Below are 19,733 nucleotides of genomic sequence, written 5' to 3'. Positions count from 1 at the left end.
GTGCGGTGTATACGGTGCCCAACGCGTAAGAATGGAGTTGAAACACTGGCGCGCCTTTTTGTTCTGATCGGCGGACTACTGGTACTGGTGCTCACCGCGGCACTGGTGGTGCCGTATTTTGTCGACTGGGCCGGCTACCGCTCCTCGTTTGAACGGGAGGCATCGGCGCTGCTCGGGCGGCCCGTCACGGTTGCCGGGACGGCCAGCGCCCGGCTTCTGCCGTTTCCATCGGTGACCTTTTCCGACGTCAAGGTGGGCGACCCCGGATCGGCGCCGGTCATGACCATCGACAAGTTTTCGATGGACGCGGAACTTGCGCCGTTCCTGCGCGGCGAGATTCTCATTTTCGACATGCGGCTGGAGAAGCCGACCGCTTCGGTCAATATCGACCGCAACGGCGTGGTCGACTGGGCCATCCGGCCACAGACATCGTTCGGCTCGACGCAGGTCAAGCTGGAAAACGTGCGGATCACCAACGGCTCCGTGCTGGTGCGCGACGCCTCCACCGCGACAGTGCGCACCGTGAACGATCTCAATGCGACGGTGTCCGCGACCAAGCTGAGCGGTCCGTGGAAATTCGATGGCACATTGCTTTTCAACGGGGAGCGGACCAGCGTTTCCGCTTCCACCGGCCAGTTGAAGCCGGACGGCTCGCTCAACGTGCATGCACGCATTATCCCTGACGGCATTCCGGCGGTGCTCGAGACCGACGGCGGGGTGACGCTTGACAAGGGCGCGCTGAAATATGCCGGCAGCATCAACATCCGTTCGGCTGACGAGACAGCGCCCAAGGCGGCGGGCAAGGGGACGCCGGCCGAGGACAAGCCGCTTCTTTCCAGCGTGCGCGTGACCGGGCGCTTCGAGGCCGATCATGCCAGCGTGACCATTCCGGAGTTCCGGATGGAGCAGGGGACGGTTGACGATCCCTATATCGTCAATGGCAACGCGCTTTTCGACTATGGCAGGAACCCGCGGTTTGAAATCAAGGCGGATGGCCAGCAGGTCACGTTCGACAACCAGAACGAGGACAGCAAGGGCAGCAAGCCGACACCGCACACGGCCGCGCAGCGGCTGGGCGTGTTCCGCCGGCTGATGGACCAGCTGCCCATTCCAACGGTTCCGGGCAGCATCGATCTGAAACTTCCGGCCATCGTGGCGGGCGACACCACCATCCGCTCGGTGCGGATCGACGCGGAACCCTCGGGCGGCGCCTGGAAGATCAACCAGCTGCGGGCGGAACTGCCGGGACGAACCCAGTTCGAGGCCAGCGGTATGCTGCAGATCGGCGAGGATTTCGGTTTTGACGGCAAATTGCTTGTCGCATCGCGCCAGCCCTCAGGTCTCGCCGCCTGGCTGACCGATACGGTGGACGAATCGATCCGGCGGCTGGCCGGGGCGGGTTTTTCCGGTGATGTGAAACTGCACGACGACCTGCAGCGCATCGACAATCTGGAAGTGGCGCTTGGCGGCGCCTCGCTGAAGGGATCGCTGATCCGCAGCGCCAAGGGCGAATCCGTGCCGCTGACCCAGCTGACGCTGGATGGTGGTGCGCTGGATGGCGATGCGCTGGAAGCCTTTGCCGCCATCTTCGGCCGCAACACGCCATCGGAGGCGGGCAAGGGCGCACCGCAGCTGGCGGGTGAAGATCTCGATGTGCGGGTGAAAGCCGGGCCGGTCAGCCATGGCGGGCTGGTGGCAGAATCGCTCGATACCGGCTTTCGTCTGCGCGACGGCGTCTTCGATATCGACCGCCTGACCGTGGGCAATGTGTCCGGGGCGACCATTACCGCAACCGGCAAGATCGCGCCGTTCAAGGCCGAGCCTTCCGGTTCGCTGGATGCAACGGTTCTCTCGGATGACATGGCGCCGTTCGTTGCGGCGCTGGCGGCGCAGTTTCCCGACTTCCCGTTCCTTGCAGCGCTCAACGAGCATGCGGCCCGGTTTCCCGGACTGTTTGACGGAACGGAGCTGAGCATCATCGCCAATGCGCTGCATGGCAAGGATGCCGCCGATGAGTTGTCGCTGAGCGCGGCGGGGAAAACCGGTGGCATGGATATCACGCTTTCCGGCACGACGAGCCAGGGTACCGACAAGTTCCGTGTGCTGGAACTGACGATGAATGCGCGCACGGATCACGGCGAGAACCTGATGGCCCTGATCGGACTTCCCGCGCTGCCGCTCGGCTTTGCCGGTGAGCTGGAGGCGGACCTTGCCTTGAAAGGCAATGGCAAGGACGGCATCCAGACGCAGCTTGCGCTGAAAGCGCCGGATGGTCAGGCGCTCCTCGACGGCAGTTTGCGCAGCAGCAACGGCCTGTTGAACGGTGAAGGGCGCGCGTCGATCAAGGCCAGCGATCTGGAGCCGTATCTTGCGACAGCCGGCTATTCGCTGCCGGGATTTGGCAACGGCATGCCGGTCGACATGGCCAGCAGCTTCCAGCTCGCCAAGGGCCGGCTGGTGCTGCCGGATTTGAACGGCAAGGTGCATGACACCAAGATTGCCGGCCGTCTCGATCTCGGCGTGAACAACGGCACACCCGATATCCAGGGCAATCTGGCGCTGGGCAGGATCGACCTTCCCGCCGTGGCGCAGTTCATGCTCGGCACCGGTGCTGTCGACGCGGGCGGGCAAACGCACTGGCCGAAGGAAACCTTTGCCAAGGCGCCGCTGTTCCCGGCCGATTTCAATCTCAAGATCAAGGCTGACGAGGCGGACGCCGGTGTTCTCGGACGGATGGGCAAGCTGCAGTCCACCGCATCGCTGAAGGACGGCTATCTGCGGCTCGATGAAACGCAGGGCGAGATTCTCGGCGGCACCGTCAAGGGCACGTTCGAGCTGCGCAACACGAGCGGTACCGGTCTGGCGGCCGGTCAGTTCACGCTGGAGCAGGCCTCCCTCGATGATCTCTACACGCCTGACGACCATGAGCCGCTGATGGGCACAGCCAAGATCGTCGCCTCGGTCAACGCAACCGGCACCTCCATCGCCGACATGATGGCGTCGGTTGCCGGTTCGGGCGTCGTTTCGGTGGATGATCTGGCCGTCGATACCATCAATCCCGGCGCGCTCAAGCCTATTCTGGACGATGCCGACGGGCTGGCGGGCCCGATCACCGCTGCCAGCGTGAATGGCGTCATCGGCAAATATCTGCATGCCGGGCCGTTCAATGCGGGTGCGGCCGAGTTTGCCTTTACCATTGCCGGCGGCACGGCGCGGACATCGACATTCCAGCTGAAAAGCCCCGGTGCGTCGCTGAATGCCGATCTGCGGCTGAATTTCCCCGACATGACCATGGCCTCGCAGGGGCGCTATGCGTTCGATCCGGGCAAGCTGGTGGTTGCCGGTGCCGAGCCGGTTGTCGAGTTCAAGGGAGAGGGGCCGTGGCGCGCGCCGAAATGGACGCTGAACCGCCAGCCGCTGGAACAGTTCCTGACGCAGCGCACGCTGGAGCGCGAGCAGCAGCGCGTCGAAACCATGCAGGCATCGCTGGTTGAAAAGCAGCGGCTGCGCCGCGAAGCCCTGCTGTTCCAGAGCAAGGCCACGGAACGGCAGAGGCTTGCCGAAGAAGCCAGGCTGAAGGCGGAACAGGAAGCGGCGGCAAAGGCCGAGGCGGAGCGGCAGGCGGCTGAAAGGGCTGCGGCCGAGAAAGCCGCTGCCGAGAAAGCCGCCGCTGAAAAGGCTGCCGCCGAGAAGCAGGCTGCGGAAGATGCGGCCCGGAAGGCCCGCGAGCAGCAGTCGGCTCCCACCGGCGGTGCGCAGGTTCCGCCGCAGCAGGGAAGCGGTGCCCTCAACAAACAGTCCGTGGATGATTTTTTGAAGACGCTCGGGCCAACGGTTCAGTAGGGCCGGCGGCTGGCAAAACCATTGTGCGTGGTTCGACAAGCTCACCATGAGGAAAGTTGCAATCTGCAGAGCGCTGGATTCCCTCATGGTGAGCTTGTCGAACCACGCATGACGGCGATGCAGAATGCCGGGTGACTATAACACCGCGAATCAAATCAGCTTCTTAGGAAGCGGTTTTCATCCCGTTCATCACCCAGTCGAGCACGTAGATGCGCAGGGCCGAAGACAGGTTGGAGTCGCGGTCGCGGCCCTCGTCGATTTCGGCAATCAGGCGGGCGAGCGTGATCTTGCGGTCGTCCGCGATGGAGGTGATGATCGCGTAGAAAGGGTCTTCAAGGGAAAAACTGGTGCGGTGCCCGCGGATTGTCACGGACCGTTTGCGGACAAGGCTCAAGGCTTGTCCTTGCCGGCGGGTGGTACGCGACCCTCAAGCCGGTTGCTGTCGAGAAACCGCTCCGTTTTGCGGCTGGCGTTCTTTTCAAACTGTTTCTCGGTCCCGGTGCGGCCAAACACAATCCGGTTCTCGGCCGCACTCTGCTCCTTCGCGTCCTTCGCCTTGCGCTTTTTGAACTGTCGCAGGTTGACGATGTCGGCCATGGGCGCGTTACTTCTTCTTCCGGAATGAATCCAGGGAAACGACCGATGCGGATGCCTTCTCGCCCGTTTCTTCGCGCGGAGCATCGGCTTTCTCGCCGCCTGCCTTGGCCGGCTTCTTGGCCGGTTTGGCTGCGGGTTTCGGCTTGGCGCCGGACGTTGCCGTCTTCGGCTTTTCGGCGGGCTGCACCGGTGCAATGCTGGTAACGCCCTGATCGTTGTCGCCGACGGTTTCTTCCACCTCGACGTCGAACTCCAGTTCGAAGTTGACGGAGGGATCGTAGAAGCCGCGAATGGCGGAGAACGGCACGACCAGACGTTCCGGCACGTCGCCGAAGGACAGGCCGACTTCAAACAGCGTATCGGTGACCTGCAGGTCCCAGAACTGGTGCTGCAGGACGATGGTCATCTGCTCGGGATATTTTTCGTGCAGACGCGTCGAAATGCGCACGCCCGCCGCACCGGTCAGGAACGTGACGAAAAAATGATGGTTGCCAGGAAGACCAGCCTTGGCAACTTCACCAAGGACTTTGCGGATAACGCCGCGCAGCGCTTCCTGGGCCAGTATATCGTAACGGATCATATCTTGTGGCATGCACTCTTATCCCATGGATTCGCCCCTCTCTGTCAAGCAGAGATGACAAACAGGTTTGAGCCATTATGGCGCATGGATAAAGGAATTGCGACTGGTTGTAAGCTCCAGGCTTAAATTAAGCTTGCCGTGCCCGTTGGGGCCCGTTGTCCGCACCCATTGCCGGATTGCCTGCGGGGGCGGAATAGGCCCGCAGGAAGGTGCGCACGGCATTGCGCGCGGCATTGTCCAGCTGTTTCCCGGTCGGCGATTCGCCGAAGAGCGTAATCATCTGCAGATCGGCATTGACCAGGGCCAGGAACTGCCGGGCGGCCAGATCGAAATCATCCATCTGCAGGCCGCCGCCATGGGAGAGGCGGGCAAACAGCGCGGCGAGGGCGGTTCCGATCTTGCCGGGGCCGTGCCTGCGCCAGCCCTCGAACAGCTGCGGATAGCGCTCGCCCTCGGACTGCACCAGCTTGCGCAGGAACTTTCCGTCCTGGTTGCACAGGCAATTCTGGGCGAGCCGCACCGCAAATGCGCTCAGATCGTCTTCCAGATTGTCGGGTTTGTCGGGAAATGTCGCCAATATCGAGAAGAGGCTGGCATTGGTGCGGTTCATCACGTCTTCGACCACGGCGGTGAAGAGTGTTTCCTTTTCCCGGTAGTGGTTGTATATAGTCTGGCGCGAAACGCCCGCTTCCACAGCGATTTCGTCAATACTCGCTCCGGCAAAGCCTTCCCGGCAAAATACCTCGGCCGCTGCATCCAATATCGATAGACGTTTTGAACATTGACCACGTTGGGTATGGCCGGTCGCCTTGTGCGCTGCTTCTTTTGGATTTGTCATGAACCGAAGATAATGCGCATTGACGTTTTAGACAATAGTGTCTAATTTGACAGTTGTGTCTAAAAACATTGACACACTGTTTTGTGATGGAGAGAGCGTCCTCCCAAGCCGCGCCGCTCCATCGCAGGTGAAAAATTCTGAACCTCTCCTGAGAGCAATGCGGCGCAGAAGCCGATGAGCTTCGCGCTGCCGTTTTCTGAAAGATGAACACCATGACGACCTCTTTCTTTCGTACGGCCCTCATTCTTGGTCTCCTGTCGGCCATCGGGCCATTTGCGATCGACATGTATCTCCCGGCGCTGCCGTCCATCGGCAAGGATCTCAGCGCCGAAAACAATGTCGTGCAGATGAGCCTTCTGGCGTTCTTCATTTCCTTCGCCATCTTCCAGCTGATCTATGGGCCGCTTTCCGACATGTGGGGCCGCAAGGCGCCGCTCTATATGGGCATCGGCCTGTTTGCCGTGGCCAGCGTCGGCTGCGCACTGTCCAATGACATCGAAACGCTGATTGCCTTCCGCTTCCTGCAGGGCATCGGCGGTGCGACCGGCATGGTCATTCCGCGCGCCATCGTTCGCGACATGCACACGGGTGTCCAGGCGGCGCGCCTGATGTCGTTGCTGATGCTGGTCTTCAGCATTTCGCCGATCCTTGCGCCGCTGACGGGCAGTGCCGTCATCAGCTTCTACGGCTGGCGCGGCGTGTTCTGGGCGGTGACGATTGCCGCCTTCATCGGGCTGATCCTCCTGTCGACACAGCTGAAGGAAACCCGGCCCAAGGCCGCACGCGTGGAAAGCAGCCTTGGCAGCGCCATGGCGGCCTATCGCCTGCTGCTCAGCGACCGCAACTTCCTGACGCTGACCTTCATCGGCGGGCTGGGTATCTCGAGCTTCCTCGTTTACCTCGCCAACTCGCCCTTCGTGCTGATCGACCATTACGGCCTGACGCCGACACAGTACAGCATCGCCTTCTCGATCAATGCGGTGTCGTTCTTCACGGTATCGCAGCTGACCGGCTGGCTCGGCGACCGTTTCGGCCTGGTGCGGGTGATGCGCATGGCCTTGACGGCCTTCTCGTTCACCATGGCGGCCATGGTTGTCGTCATGGCGCTGGGCTTCAACCAGCTGCCGGTCTTGGCGACATTCCTGTTCATCGGTTACGGCTTCCTCGGTCTGGTCATTCCGACGACCGCGGTGCTTGCGCTTGAAGATCACGGCGAGATTGCCGGTACGGCGTCAGCCCTGATGGGAACACTGCACTTCGTGACGGCAGCCGTTGCGATGGTAATCGCCGGTCTGTTCTTCAACGGCACGGCACTGCCGATGGCCGCGGGTATCGGCCTGTGCGCCGTGGCCGCCTTCATTCTGACGCAGCTGACAATCGCGCGCCGCCGCGTTGTCGAAGCGGAAGCCGCTGCCGAGTAAGCAGCCTCGCTCATCCACTCAGACGAAGGCCCGGAACCATAAGTTCCGGGCCTTCTGCATTTCTGCAGCGCAGGACGATTGACGCAACAGGATGCGCAAAGCCTGAAGACGGCTTGCGGCATGGCGGATTTTCAAAAAGGGGAAAGGTGGAGGTTTCTGTTGCCAGGTACCTCCGAACCCCGCCTAGAAGTGCGAACCCCTAGGACTTAATTTGAAGCGATCACACCGCAATTAAGCAGCGAGACGTGCTTCCGCATAGTTGTCGTTTGCAACTACTGAGTTAGCCCGATAACGGTGGTACTATGCCGGGCAAAAGAGCGATTTTTACACCCTTGTCGATCCTATTTCGCCCCCGCCACAATGCAGTCGTGCAACTGCACTCTGGTGGAGGCGCCGGGTACCGCCCCCGGGTCCAATAGGCTTATTGTATCGTCCGTTTATCACCATAGCTGGCCGAAGCCAGCAAGACCTATATAGGTGGTGTCGCGGCGAAATGAAAGAGCGGCATTGACAGGTTCCTGTAGCTGGGGAATGTTTCCTGTGTCTAACGAGTCATCGCGTTATGCAGCTGCCGGTTGTGCGGTGTCTTTTGTGTCAGGGAGGGTTTCAGTGCCTGGGCATTGAAACCAACAATCAGGGGATTTTTTCATGAGTGACTATCTAGCAGATGTACGTCATTACGATGCGGGTGCGGACGAGGCGATTGTCACAAAAATCGTCAAACATCTCGGAATTGCCCTGCGCAACCGGGATTCTTCGCTGGTTTCCTGCTCGGATCCGGAAGAATTGGCCCGTGTTCGTACCAGTTGGGTTGGCAAGAAGCTCGGCGTTACCGATGCTGCCAAGGCCGATGCTGCCATTCACGCCGTCTGCGAAAAGATGAAAGATCACCGTTCCAAGGGCCGGGTCACCTTCTATTATCTGACGGCAAAAGAGCTCGGACTGCTCGGCAGCCTCTGAGCGTTGGGTGGACCGAAATGGATCCCCGGTGATTCGCCGGGGATTTTTGCCGCCCGTGCTTGTGGATCACACAGAAGTTTTACTGCTTCGTGAAACGAATCTGCTAAAGAGAAGCCATGCGCGCTTATCTTGATCTTCTTCAGCATGTGCTCGATATCGGCGTCGACCGCGGCGACCGTACCGGGACAGGCACACGTTCCGTTTTCGGCTACCAGATGCGATTCGATCTGTCGGCGGGTTTTCCTGCCCTGACGACCAAGAAATTGCATCTCAAATCCATCATCCACGAGCTGCTGTGGTTCCTGAAAGGCGAAACGAACATCGCCTATCTCAAGGAAAACGGCGTGACGATCTGGGATGAATGGGCCGACGAGAACGGCGATCTCGGGCCGGTCTATGGCTATCAGTGGCGCTCCTGGCCTGCGCCCGATGGCCGGCATATCGACCAGATTGCGAATCTTGTCAGTGCGATAAAGCAAAATCCCTATTCGCGGCGTCTGATCGTTTCCGCATGGAATCCGGCGCTCGTCGATGAAATGGCGCTGCCGCCCTGCCACTGCCTGTTCCAGTTCTACGTGGCCGACGGAAAGCTTTCCTGCCAGCTCTACCAGCGCTCCGCCGATATTTTCCTCGGCGTGCCGTTCAATATCGCATCCTATGCCCTGCTGACCCTCATGGTGGCGCAGGTCACGGGTCTGCAGCCGGGTGATTTCGTCCACACGCTGGGCGATGCGCATCTCTATGCCAACCATTTCGAGCAGGCGCGGCTGCAATTGAGCCGCACGCCGGGTCCTTTGCCGGTCATGCGCCTTAATCCCGACGTGAAAGACCTCTTTGCTTTCACATTCGACGATTTCAGTCTTGAGAACTATGTGGCCGAAGCGAGCATCAAGGCGCCGATCGCCGTCTAGAGTCAGGACCCGTTGATCTGGTCGAATTGCTCGCGCTCTTTGGTTTACGCTGTCTGCTTTCCCGGAAGGAATGGGTCCAATGATCAGTTTTGTTGTTGCCGTCGCGCAGAACGGGGTTATCGGCCGTGACAATGGCCTGCCGTGGCGCCTGTCCTCCGACCTGAAGCGGTTCAAGGCGGTCACCATGGGCAAACCCATCATCATGGGGCGCAAGACCTGGGATACGCTCGGCAAGCCGCTGCCGGGACGCACCAACATCGTCATCACCCGCGATCCCGCCTTTGCCGTGGACGGCGTCATTGCGGTCCGTTCCGTGGATGAGGCGCTGATGATTGCCGGCAGCCACGCGGCGGCGGACAAGGTGGATGAAATCTGCGTTATCGGCGGCGGCGAGATTTATCGCCAGCTCCTGGATCGGGCGCACCGTCTTCACGTCACCTGGGTTCTGGCCAATATCGAGGGCGACGCGTTTTTCCCTCCCATCGATCCGAAGAACTGGAACGAAGTGTTTCAGGAAGAATTCCCGGCGGGTGAAAAAGATAATTATCCGACCCGGTACACGATTTACGAACGACGCTAGAATTTGCTGCTTATCCGGCAATCAATATGAAAATTTCGTGATAAGCGGTCATAATCGTTCGACTTTTTACCAAATTAGCATGAAAAACCGCGCTGCGCGTTGAAAGCGCGCCTTGCGATCCCTATAAACGGGATATCGGGTTAGCGGGACGTTGCCATGGGGTGGCGAATCTCGTTCCAAAACATGAGGTAGGAATGCCCTGGAGTAATCAGAACGGTGGCGGCGGCCCTTGGGGTGGCGGCGGTAACAACAATGGCGGCGGCGGTGGTCCATGGGGCCAGAAGCCGCAAGGCGGAGGTCCCGGAGGCAATCCGCCCGACCTTGAAGATATTATCCGCCGTGGCCAGGACCGTCTGCGCCAGGCACTTCCCGGCGGCACCGGCAGCAGCTCGACGATCTTCGGATTGGCGGCGCTTGCCCTGGTTGCCTTCTGGCTTTTCCAGTCGATCTACACGGTCCAGCCGGATGAACGCGCTGTCGAACTGCGCTTCGGCAAGCCGAAGGCGGATATTTCCGAGCCCGGCCTGCACTTCCATCTCTGGCCCATCGAGACCTATGAAAAGGTCCAGATCGTCGAGAAGCAGAAGAACATCGGCGGGCAGGGTGTGTCTGGTGCCAAGGAAGGCCTGATGCTGACCGGCGACCAGAACATCGTGAATGTTCAGTTCTCCATTCTTTACCGCGTTTCCGACCCGGTTGCTTACCTCTTCCATGTGCAGAGTCCGGAAAACATGGTCCAGCAGGTTTCCGAGAGCGCCATGCGTGAAATCGTCGGCCGCAGCCCCGCGCAGGACATTTTCCGCGACAATCGTGCTGGCATCGCCAACGACGTGCGCGGCATCATCCAGAAGACACTGGATGATTACGGCGCCGGTGTTCAGGTCAATGCCGTCTCCATCGAGGATGCGTCGCCGCCGCGTGAAGTGGCCGATGCCTTCGATGAAGTGCAGCGTGCCGAACAGGACGAAGACCGCTTTGTCGAGGAATCGAACCAGTATTCCAACCAGAAACTCGGTCAGGCCCGCGGTGAAGGCGCGCAGATCCGCGAAGATGCGGCCGCCTACAAGAACCGCATCGTGCAGGAAGCACAGGGTGAGGCCCAGCGCTTCACATCGGTCTATGACCAGTATGTGAAGGCGCCGGAAGTGACCCGCAAGCGTCTTTTCCTCGAAACGATGGAACGTGTGCTGAAGGACTCGAACAAGGTGATTGTCGACCAGAAGAACGGTCAGGGGGTCGTGCCCTATCTGCCCTTGTCGGAGATCACAAAGCAGCAGCGCCCGACTGAGGGGACAAAGTAATGAGCCAGAACCGTCTTCCTCTTATTGCGGGTCTCATCGCATTCATCGCCCTTTTGGTTTATTCCTCGGTTTTCGTCGTCAATGAACGTCAGCAGGCGATTGTCCTGCGCTTCGGCCAGATCGTCGATGTGAAGACCCAGCCCGGTATCTATTTCAAGCTGCCGTTCGGCTTTCTTGAAGCCGACAATGTCCAGATGATCGAAGATCGTCTGCTGAGCTTTGAACTGGACAATATCCGTGTTCAGGTTTCGGGCGGCAAGTTCTACGAAGTCGATGCCTTCCTGGTCTACCGGATCACCGATCCGCGCAAGTTCCGCCAGACGGTGTCGGGCGATGTGGAATTCGCACAGGCCCGTCTGCGCACGCGTCTCGATGCATCCTTGCGTAGCGTTTACGGTCTGCGTGGATTTGAAGCCGCGCTTTCCGACGAGCGTGCCGGCATGATGCGTGAAGTGCGCGAACAGCTGCGTCCGGATGCGGAATCGCTGGGTCTCGAGATTGCGGATGTGCGCGTTCGCCGGACCGACCTGACCCAGGAAGTGTCGCAGCAGACGTTCGAGCGCATGAAGGCCGAGCGTCTTGCCCAGGCTGAATTCCTGCGTGCCCGCGGCCGTGAAGCTGCCCAGCGCATCAAGGCGATTGCCGATCGCCAGGTGGTCGAGATCATTGCGGAAGCCCGCAAGGAATCGGAAATCGCCCGCGGTGAGGGTGAAGGCGAGCGCAGCCGGATCTTTGCCGATGCCTTCTCCAAGGATCCGGATTTCTTCGCGTTCTACCGATCCATGGCTGCCTATGGCACAGCCCTCGACAATGCCGGAACAACGATGGTGCTTTCGCCCAATTCCGAGTTCTTCCGGTATTTCCAGGATGCCAATGGTGGCGCTGTTCCGCCAGCGCCGGCCGCTGCAAAACCTGCCCCGCAATAGGGGCAGGCCAGGTATGATCGACTTTCTGGATGCTGTAGGGCTGTTCCTCGTCTTCGAGGGGCTGCTCTACGGCTGTTTCCCGCTGATCGCAAAGCGCGTCGCGCGGGACGTCAGCGGACAGCCGGATGGCTTTCTGCGCATGGCCGGTGTCGCGTCTGTTGCCATCGGCGTGGGTATCGTCTGGCTCGCACGGGGGTAATGGCGGGCCCGCCATTACCAAACTTGATCAGACTTGCAGTCTGACGGCCATATTTTCGTCTACTCTCGCGGCTCTGTTGTAATTCATCGCTATTTTTTTTTAATCCGAGCACACTGACAAAGGCCCGAACGCATGGTTTTCACTCCTGGTCGCCCGATTTTCCGTTCTGCCACCGCGGCAATCGCGCTGATTGCCCTGTCCGCCACGAGCGTGACGCCCGCCTTTGTGACCATCGCGGCAGCACAATCGGCGCAGCCGAAAGCCCAGGGCCCGGCGTCCGTCGCCGATCTCGCCGAGGGTCTGCTGGATGCGGTGGTCAATATTTCGACATCGCAGACCATCAAGGGGCAGGATGGCGATTCCGGACCGGTTCCCATGCCGAAAGTCCCGGAGGGATCACCGTTCCAGGAGTTCTTCGACGAATATTTCGGCAAGCAGAAGCCGGGTGAGAACAATCCGTCCCGCAAGGTTCAGTCATTGGGCTCCGGCTTTGTCATCGATGCGGAGCAGGGCATCGTCGTGACCAACAATCATGTGATCGCCGATGCGGACGATATCGAGGTGAACTTCACCGATGGGTCGAAGCTGAAGGCGGAACTGGTCGGCAAGGACACCAAAACCGATCTGGCGGTGCTCAAGGTCGACCCGAAAAAGCACAAGCTGGTCGCGGTCAAGTTCGGCGATTCCTCAAAGGCCCGTATCGGCGATTGGGTCATGGCCATCGGCAACCCCTTCGGTCTTGGCGGTACCGTGACGGTTGGTATCGTTTCCGCCCGCAACCGCGACATCAATTCCGGCCCCTATGACAATTTCATCCAGACGGATGCGGCGATCAACCGGGGCAATTCCGGCGGCCCGCTGTTCGACATGTACGGGCAGGTCATCGGGATCAACACGGCGATCATTTCGCCGACCGGCGGATCGATCGGCATCGGCTTTGCCATTCCGGCGGACCTCGCCGCCGGTGTGATCCAGCAATTGCGCGACCATGGCGAAGTGCAGCGCGGCTGGCTTGGCGTGCGCATCCAGCCGGTCACCGACGATATCGCCGAAAGCCTGGGGATGACCTCCAGCAAGGGCGCGCTGGTTGCCGGTATCATTGACGGCGGTCCCGTGGCCAACGGCTCCATCCTGCCCGGTGACGTCATCACCAAGTTCGACGGCAAGCCGGTGAACAATGTCAAGGATCTGCCGCGCGCCGTGGCGGAAAGCCCTGTCGGCAAGGAAGTCGATGTCGTCGTGGTGCGCAAGGGCAAGGAACAGACGGTCAAGGTCACGCTCGGCCGGCTGGAAGATACGACCGATGCCAAGACCAAGGAGAAATCCCAGTCGCAGACCGACCAGGATGAAGACGCCGCGCAGGATGTGGATGTCCTCGGCATGACGCTCGGCGTGCTCGACGATGACAGCAGAAAGACATTCGGCATTGCCAAGGAGGTCGAGGGCGTTCTGATCACCGAAGTGCAGGCCCAATCGATTGCCGCGAACAAGCGGATCGAAGCGGGCGACGTGATCGTCGATATTGCCCAGGAAGCCGTCAAGACACCGGAAGACGTGGCTGCCCGTATCGAGAAGCTGCGCGATGAAGGCCGCAAGAATGCCCTTTTGATGCTGGCATCCAAGACGGGCGAATTGCGCTTCGTGACTTTGCAGATGAACTGACGTCTCAACGACCTCAGCAAAAAGGCGGCCAATGTCCGCCTTTTTTGTTTCCGGCGCTGTCAGATGACAAAGTCGGTCTTGCGATAGCCCTGGATATAGAGCAGCGCGGTGAGGTCGCCATGATCCACCCGGACCTTTGCCTGCGCCGCGACCGACGGCTTGGCGTGCAATGCGACACCTGTGCCGGCCAGCTGCAGCATGCCGAGATCATTGGCGCCGTCGCCGACGGCAAGGGCCTCGTCCGGCGCAAGATTGAAGCGTTCGCAGATGGACAGGAGCGCAGCGACCTTGGCTTCGCGGCCGAGGATGGGTTCGGTGACTTCGCCGGTGAGCGTTTCACCATTGTCGATGAGCGTATTGGCGCTGTTCTCGTGAAAGCCGATCATGGCGGCGATGCGCTGGGTGAAGACGGTGAAGCCGCCCGAAACCAGCGCCGTATAGGCCCCGTGCTTCTTCATGGTGCGGACAAGCTCCGGTCCGCCGGGCATGAGGGTGATGCGGCTGGCGATGACCTTGTCGATGACGGAATAGGGCAGGCCCTTGAGCAGTGCCACCCGTTCACGCAGGGCGGGCTCGAAGGCGATCTCGCCATTCATGGCGCGGGCGGTGATGGCCGCCACCTTGTCGCGCAGGCCGGCCTCTTCGGCCAGTTCGTCGATGCATTCCTGCTGGATCATGGTGGAATCCATGTCGGCGATCAGGATTTTCTTGCGCCGTGTATCCTGTTCCTGCACGACGATGTCGATGGGCTCGCCATCGACGATCCGCGCCAGTTCCGCATGGGCCTCCACCGGGTCAGAGCCTGTGCGCAGGGCGAGATCGCAGGCAATTCCGTCGGCCAGCCAGTAAAGTCCTGTTGCATTGAGTGCCGCTGAGGCTTTAATCCCGAGCGATGCGCTGAGACGGGGTGAAGCCGGATTGGCGATAAGCGTGGCCATCAAGGGCATGAGCATTTCCCGATTGGACGATTGGTGTGACAAGAAGACAGACAATCCTGATAGCCGGACCGACGGCAAGCGGCAAGTCGGCATTGGCGCTGCGCTATGCCGAGGAGACCGGCGGCTGGGTCGTCAATACCGATTCCATGCAGGTCTACGGCGTGCTCGATGTGCTTACCGCACGGCCGGGGCCGGATGATCTTCTGCAAGCGCCGCATTGCCTCTATGGCCATGTCCCGCCGTCCGAAGCCTATTCCACCGGCCGCTGGTTCACCGATGTCGAACATTTGCTGAAAACCCAAGCTGCGGCTGACCGCCCGCTGATCTTTGTCGGCGGCACCGGGCTTTATTTCCGCGCACTGCTCGGCGGCCTCTCGGCCATGCCGGACATTCCCGATGATGTGCGGGCCTATTGGCGCGCGCAGGACGCGCAGGTCGGAGCGCAGCAGCTGCACACCATTTTGAGCGAAAAAGATCCGCGGGCGGCAGCAGTGCTGCGCTCCACCGACAGCCAGCGCGTCGTGCGGGCGCTGGAAGTGATCGATGCTTCGGGACGGTCGATCATCGATTGGCAGAAGCAAACCGGCACGCCTTTGATCGATGCGGCCTCGGCCCGCAAGATCGTCATCGACCCGAACCGGGCCTGGCTTGGCAAACGGATCGCGCTGCGGTTTGCAACCATGCTGGAGAAGGGAGCGGTGGAGGAGGTCAAAGCCCTGCTGGCGCTCGGATTGTCCTCCGATCTGCCCGCCATGCGCGCCATCGGGGTCGGTGAAATCGCCAGGATGCTGGCAGGCACGATCACGCCTGCCCAGGCAGCCGAGCTGTCGACCATTGCGACGCGGCAATATGCCAAGCGGCAAATGACCTGGTTCCGCAACCAGCTCGGCGACGACTGGGAGCGGATCGCCTATCCCGGCCCTTAAGTCTTGTCAGTGCGGAAGCTGCGGATGAGATCGCTGGCGCGAAACCCTTCGCTCTCGGATCGCGCCGGTTTGCGCGGCTCTTCGATGATCGGGGCGGATTCGGCCGCGCGCCACTGGCTCCGGACTGGTTCCGGCGGAATGGGTGCCGCAGGGCGCTGCACCATCGCCGGTTTTTCCGAGGCCTGAAAACCGGCCGATGCATGTTCGGTCGTGGTGCTGTCGGCCGCATTCAGCTGGCGCATCCGGCCGAGGATCATGTCGAGCGAAACGTGGCTGTCACCGCTGCGCACGGCTTCCTGCTGCTGCGTCATATGCGCGGCGGGCAGATGTTCCGGCGCAATGGTTTCGAACATCATGCGCATGGGCGTTGGCACGGCCTCACCGAAGGCGATCGCTTCGCGGTTGGCGATCGACGACAGGAAGCCGACGGCGCTTTGCGACGCGCCGCTGATGGCGCCGCGGACGATTTCCTGGTCGCGCTCATTGCCGAGCCGCATGGCGAAGACCGTGCTGCACTGGGAGAGGATTGTCGGGTCCAGCTCGCCCGGCCGCTGGGTGATGACGGAGAGATAGACGCCGTATTTGCGGCCTTCCTTGGCGATGCGTGCAATGGCCTGGCGCGTCGGCCAGAACCCGGCGCTGGTATCGGCGGGGATATAACGGTGTGCTTCCTCGCACACGACAAGCGTCTGCACATTGCCATCGCTGGAAACGGCGAGGTCAAAGGCCATCCGGCAGAGAACCGAGGCGACGGAGTTCACCACTTCCGACGGCAAACCCGCCAGCTGGAACACGCAGATGGGCCGGTCGTTTTTCGGCACGCGGAAAATGTGGCCGACGGTCTGGCGCATCGTATCGAGCGTTGCCGGGGCCGAGAACATGAAGCGGTAGCGCGGATCGGCGACCAGTGCCTGCAGGCGGTAGCGCAGCGCCTTCATCGTCGGCCGGTCTGTCTTGCCGTCGAGCTGGCCGATGCGCTCTTCCAGCAGCTTGATCAGATCCGCCATCCGGTAGGGCGTCGGCGTATCGGCTGTCATCGAGGCAAAGTCACGTTCTTTCCTGAGGAGGGACGACGTGGCTGCCGCTTCCACATTGGCAAAACGTTCTTTGGCGAGCGGAATGAGATCGCGCAGAATATCGATTTCAGCCGCGATTTGCGGGCGTCCGCGGAACACGGCTTCGCCGAATTCCTCCAGCTTGAACATCCAGTACGGCAAATCGAAGGTGCTGTAGTCGATGGAGATGGCGAGATCGGGAAACGCGCTGGCAAATTCGTTGTGCGGATCAAGAATGAGGATGCGCAGATCGGGACGCTGCGAAATGATTTTGCGCAAAAGCAGGGTCACGGCGCTGGATTTGCCGACGCCCGTGCTGCCCAGCACGGCGAAATGGCGGGAGATCAGGCTGTCGACCGAGATCAGCGCCGGAATATCGGCATTCTGCGAGAGGTGGCCGATGGAAACCGTGTTCTTCAGCGACGTGGTGTAGATGGTGGCGAGATCGGCAGCACGGATACGGTGAGCGATGGCGCCCATGTGCGGATAGGTGGTGATGCCCGAGGAGAAGCGCAATTTGCCGTCGATATGCGCATCGACCTGGCCGACGAGTTCCACATGGATATGGATGCTTTGATCGACATCCTGCTGCCATTCGGCGTTGGGCAGCTCAACCTTGTAGACAAGACCAACCACACGGCTGTCGGCAACCTGAATGGAGATAAGCTGGCCGACAGACCAGTAATCGTCCGATGCCGTGATCGACGGGCCGGTCTTGGCGTGGATGATGGCCTTGTCGCCGTTGCATTCGATGACGTGCCCATCGGTCCGGTTGCGGACCATCGGTCTTTGTTGTGCAGAGGGCAGGGCTTCGGCGCTCATGGGTCGTGGTCAATCCTGGGACTTGGCAACGGAATTGAACCTTAAGCGCAAGGCATTGAGAATATCTTAGCGATGCATTTCACATTTGAAGGATGTTGCGCCAAAGCATTGCTTTGTTTGCGAACATTTCAATTTCCTGAATTTTGCCGTTGACGGATAGAATTTGCTTAATTATCGTCCGCGACCATGAAAACAGTTCTTATCGTCGTGGGACCGCGCATGGGCAGGGTGTTGTAAGCACCCGGCGGAAGCTCCCATGCGCGAAACACAGGCTCCTTCGGGGGCCTTTTTTATTTCCAAACCTTACGCTAAACGAAAACACCTTCTGGAAGGCCGAGAGCCGCAGAATACACGGGAAGAGATCGATGACCGCAGACAAGCAGGATAGTGACAACCACACATCGCAACGACGGGAGATGACCGGTGCCGAAATGGTCATTCAGGCACTCATCGATCAGGGCGTGACGGACATTTTCGGATATCCGGGTGGTGCGGTCCTTCCCATTTATGACGAGCTGCATCAGCAGGACAAGATCAACCACGTGCTGGTTCGCCATGAGCAGGGCGCCGGTCACGCGGCGGAGGGTTATGCCCGTTCTACCGGCAAGGTCGGCGTGATGCTGGTCACATCCGGCCCCGGAGCGACCAATGCGGTGACGCCGCTGCAGGATGCCTTGATGGACTCCATCCCGCTGGTCTGCATCAGCGGCCAGGTTCCGACCACGCTCATCGGCTCGGATGCGTTTCAGGAATGCGATACGATCGGCATCACGCGTCCATGCACCAAGCACAACTGGCTGGTGAAGGACGTCAACGATCTCGCGCGCATCCTGCACGAAGCCTTCCATGTGGCGCGCACCGGCCGTCCGGGTCCGGTTCTTGTCGACGTGCCGAAGGACGTGCAGTTCGCAACCGGCTTCTATACGCCGCCGGAAACCGCGCCGCGCACCAGCTACCGGCCGAAGATCGAGGGCGATATTGAGGCGATCAAGCAGGCCGTTGCCCTGATGGCGACCGCCAAGCGTCCGGTCATCTATTCCGGTGGCGGTGTCATCAATTCCGGCCCGCAGGCCAGCCATCTGCTGCGCGAACTGGTGGAGCTGACCAATTTCCCGATAACCTCGACCCTGATGGGCCTCGGCGCCTATCCGGCATCGGGCAAGAACTGGCTGGGCATGCTGGGCATGCACGGCACCTACGAGGCCAACATGACGATGCATGATTGCGACGTTATGGTCTGCATCGGTGCGCGATTCGACGACCGCATCACCGGGCGCCTCAATGGCTTCTCGCCCAACTCGAAGAAAATCCACATCGATATCGACCCGTCCTCGATCAACAAGGCGGTTCGCGTCGACATTCCCGTGGTTGGCGATGTCGGCCGGGTTCTGGAAGACATGGTCCGGCTGTGGCGCGCTTCGTCCGAAAAGCCTGAAAAGAAGGCGATCGGCGAATGGTGGGCGCAGATCGACAAATGGCGGTCGCGCAAGTCCCTGTCCTATACACGCAACAAGGACGTGATCATGCCGCAATATGCCTTGGAGCGGCTCTATGCGCTGACCAAGGATCGCGACACCTTCATCACGACGGAAGTCGGCCAGCACCAGATGTGGGCGGCACAGTTCTATGGTTTTGAAAAGCCCAACCGCTGGATGACGTCGGGTGGCCTCGGCACCATGGGTTATGGCCTGCCGGCGGCATTGGGCGTGCAGATTGCCCATCCCAATTCGCTGGTCATCGACATTGCCGGCGATGCCTCGGTGCAGATGACCATGCAGGAAATGAGCGCGGCGGTGCAGTACGAAGCGCCGATCAAGATCTTCATCCTGAACAACCAGTATATGGGCATGGTGCGCCAGTGGCAGCAATTGCTGCATGGCAACCGCCTGTCGCACTCCTATACGGAGGCGTTGCCCGATTTCGTCAAGCTGGCGGAAGCCTATGGCGGCCACGGCATCCGCTGTGAAAAACCGGGCGATCTCGACGATGCCATTCAGGAAATGATCGACGTGAAGAAACCGGTTCTGTTCGATTGCCGCGTGGCCAATCTGGCAAACTGCTTCCCGATGATTCCGTCGGGGAAGGCGCATAATGAAATGCTCCTGCCTGACGAAGCGACGGATGAAGCCGTTGCCAATGCCATCGATGCCAAGGGACGGCAGCTCGTTTAAGAA

The 19,733-nt window shown here is 60.4% G+C and carries 17 protein-coding genes and 1 other RNA gene; 11 read left to right on the top strand and 7 right to left on the bottom strand.

What is annotated here, in order from left to right; genetic code table 11:
• Positions 1-3,843: an AsmA family protein gene (locus tag ACP7B1_RS11630; protein WP_346307676.1), complete on the top strand. Its 3,843-nt coding sequence runs from the start codon at positions 1-3 to the stop codon at positions 3,841-3,843.
• 163 nt (positions 3,844-4,006) lie between these two features.
• Here ACP7B1_RS11630 and ACP7B1_RS11625 read toward each other — a convergent pair whose 3' ends face one another.
• The 4 genes from ACP7B1_RS11625 to ACP7B1_RS11610 form a co-directional block, all read right to left on the bottom strand.
• Complete coding sequence (locus ACP7B1_RS11625; protein WP_346306942.1) at positions 4,007-4,237, bottom strand: ribbon-helix-helix domain-containing protein; 231 nt, start codon at positions 4,235-4,237, stop codon at positions 4,007-4,009.
• Positions 4,234-4,440: a DUF4169 family protein gene (locus tag ACP7B1_RS11620; RefSeq protein WP_346306943.1), complete on the bottom strand. Its 207-nt coding sequence runs from the start codon at positions 4,438-4,440 to the stop codon at positions 4,234-4,236. The genes ACP7B1_RS11625 and ACP7B1_RS11620 overlap by 4 nt, the downstream gene beginning before the upstream one ends.
• A gap of 7 nt (positions 4,441-4,447) precedes the next feature.
• On the bottom strand, positions 4,448-5,032 hold the full coding sequence (locus tag ACP7B1_RS11615; RefSeq protein ID WP_223612763.1) for an SspB family protein: 585 nt from the start codon (positions 5,030-5,032) through the stop codon (positions 4,448-4,450).
• A 115-nt stretch (positions 5,033-5,147) separates the two neighbouring features.
• A complete protein-coding gene (locus ACP7B1_RS11610; RefSeq protein WP_346306944.1) occupies positions 5,148-5,858 on the bottom strand; it encodes a TetR/AcrR family transcriptional regulator in 711 nt (236 codons plus the stop codon).
• A gap of 212 nt (positions 5,859-6,070) precedes the next feature.
• On the opposite strand from ACP7B1_RS11610, the gene ACP7B1_RS11605 reads away from it, so the two are divergent.
• Positions 6,071-7,279, top strand: coding sequence for a multidrug effflux MFS transporter (locus ACP7B1_RS11605; RefSeq protein WP_346306945.1), 1,209 nt, complete (start codon positions 6,071-6,073; stop codon positions 7,277-7,279).
• A 145-nt stretch (positions 7,280-7,424) separates the two neighbouring features.
• Here ACP7B1_RS11605 and ssrA read toward each other — a convergent pair.
• Positions 7,425-7,782: a transfer-messenger RNA gene (gene ssrA / locus ACP7B1_RS11600) on the bottom strand.
• A gap of 145 nt (positions 7,783-7,927) precedes the next feature.
• On the opposite strand from ssrA, the gene ACP7B1_RS11595 reads away from it, so the two are divergent.
• From ACP7B1_RS11595 to ACP7B1_RS11565, 7 genes are all read left to right on the top strand, one after another.
• Positions 7,928-8,239 (top strand): DUF2853 family protein, encoded by a 312-nt coding sequence (locus ACP7B1_RS11595; protein WP_223612766.1) that lies wholly within the window; start codon positions 7,928-7,930, stop codon positions 8,237-8,239.
• A gap of 116 nt (positions 8,240-8,355) precedes the next feature.
• Complete coding sequence (locus ACP7B1_RS11590) at positions 8,356-9,150, top strand: thymidylate synthase (protein WP_346306946.1); 795 nt, start codon at positions 8,356-8,358, stop codon at positions 9,148-9,150.
• A gap of 70 nt (positions 9,151-9,220) precedes the next feature.
• Positions 9,221-9,730, top strand: a complete 510-nt coding sequence (locus tag ACP7B1_RS11585; RefSeq protein WP_346306947.1) for a dihydrofolate reductase — start codon at positions 9,221-9,223, stop codon at positions 9,728-9,730.
• Between the two features lie 194 nt (positions 9,731-9,924).
• Complete coding sequence (hflK, locus tag ACP7B1_RS11580; protein ID WP_105732232.1) at positions 9,925-11,031, top strand: FtsH protease activity modulator HflK; 1,107 nt, start codon at positions 9,925-9,927, stop codon at positions 11,029-11,031.
• Positions 11,031-11,957 (top strand): protease modulator HflC, encoded by a 927-nt coding sequence (gene hflC, locus ACP7B1_RS11575; RefSeq protein WP_346306948.1) that lies wholly within the window; start codon positions 11,031-11,033, stop codon positions 11,955-11,957. The genes hflK and hflC overlap by 1 nt, the downstream gene beginning before the upstream one ends.
• Before the next feature lie 13 nt (positions 11,958-11,970).
• Positions 11,971-12,156 (top strand): DUF2065 domain-containing protein, encoded by a 186-nt coding sequence (locus ACP7B1_RS11570; protein WP_223612770.1) that lies wholly within the window; start codon positions 11,971-11,973, stop codon positions 12,154-12,156.
• A gap of 132 nt (positions 12,157-12,288) precedes the next feature.
• A complete protein-coding gene (locus ACP7B1_RS11565) occupies positions 12,289-13,818 on the top strand; it encodes a DegQ family serine endoprotease (RefSeq protein WP_346306949.1) in 1,530 nt (509 codons plus the stop codon).
• A 59-nt stretch (positions 13,819-13,877) separates the two neighbouring features.
• Here the strand turns inward: ACP7B1_RS11565 and serB are convergent, their stop codons facing one another.
• Positions 13,878-14,765 carry a phosphoserine phosphatase SerB gene (gene serB, locus ACP7B1_RS11560; protein WP_346306950.1) on the bottom strand — a complete coding sequence of 296 codons (888 nt, stop codon included), beginning with the start codon at positions 14,763-14,765 and terminating at the stop codon, positions 13,878-13,880.
• A gap of 20 nt (positions 14,766-14,785) precedes the next feature.
• Here serB and miaA point away from each other — a divergent pair, with 20 nt between their 5' ends.
• A complete protein-coding gene (gene miaA / locus ACP7B1_RS11555; protein WP_426136940.1) occupies positions 14,786-15,682 on the top strand; it encodes a tRNA (adenosine(37)-N6)-dimethylallyltransferase MiaA in 897 nt (298 codons plus the stop codon).
• On the opposite strand, the gene ACP7B1_RS11550 is transcribed toward miaA, so the two are convergent.
• The gene (locus tag ACP7B1_RS11550) at positions 15,679-17,559 is read right to left on the bottom strand and encodes an ATP-binding protein (protein ID WP_346306952.1); all 1,881 of its coding nucleotides are present in this window, start codon (positions 17,557-17,559) and stop codon (positions 15,679-15,681) included. The genes miaA and ACP7B1_RS11550 overlap by 4 nt on opposite strands.
• A gap of 365 nt (positions 17,560-17,924) precedes the next feature.
• Here ACP7B1_RS11550 and ACP7B1_RS11545 point away from each other — a divergent pair, with 365 nt between their 5' ends.
• The gene (locus tag ACP7B1_RS11545; protein ID WP_403176774.1) at positions 17,925-19,730 is read left to right on the top strand and encodes an acetolactate synthase 3 large subunit; all 1,806 of its coding nucleotides are present in this window, start codon (positions 17,925-17,927) and stop codon (positions 19,728-19,730) included.
• Positions 19,731-19,733: the final 3 nt, after the last annotated feature.

Source organism: Phyllobacterium sp. SL163 (assembly GCF_049896885.1).
Taxonomy (GTDB): domain Bacteria; phylum Pseudomonadota; class Alphaproteobacteria; order Rhizobiales; family Rhizobiaceae; genus Phyllobacterium; species Phyllobacterium calauticae.
Note: the sequence above shows the minus strand (reverse complement) of the source record. Positions and strands in the feature narration are given on the sequence as shown.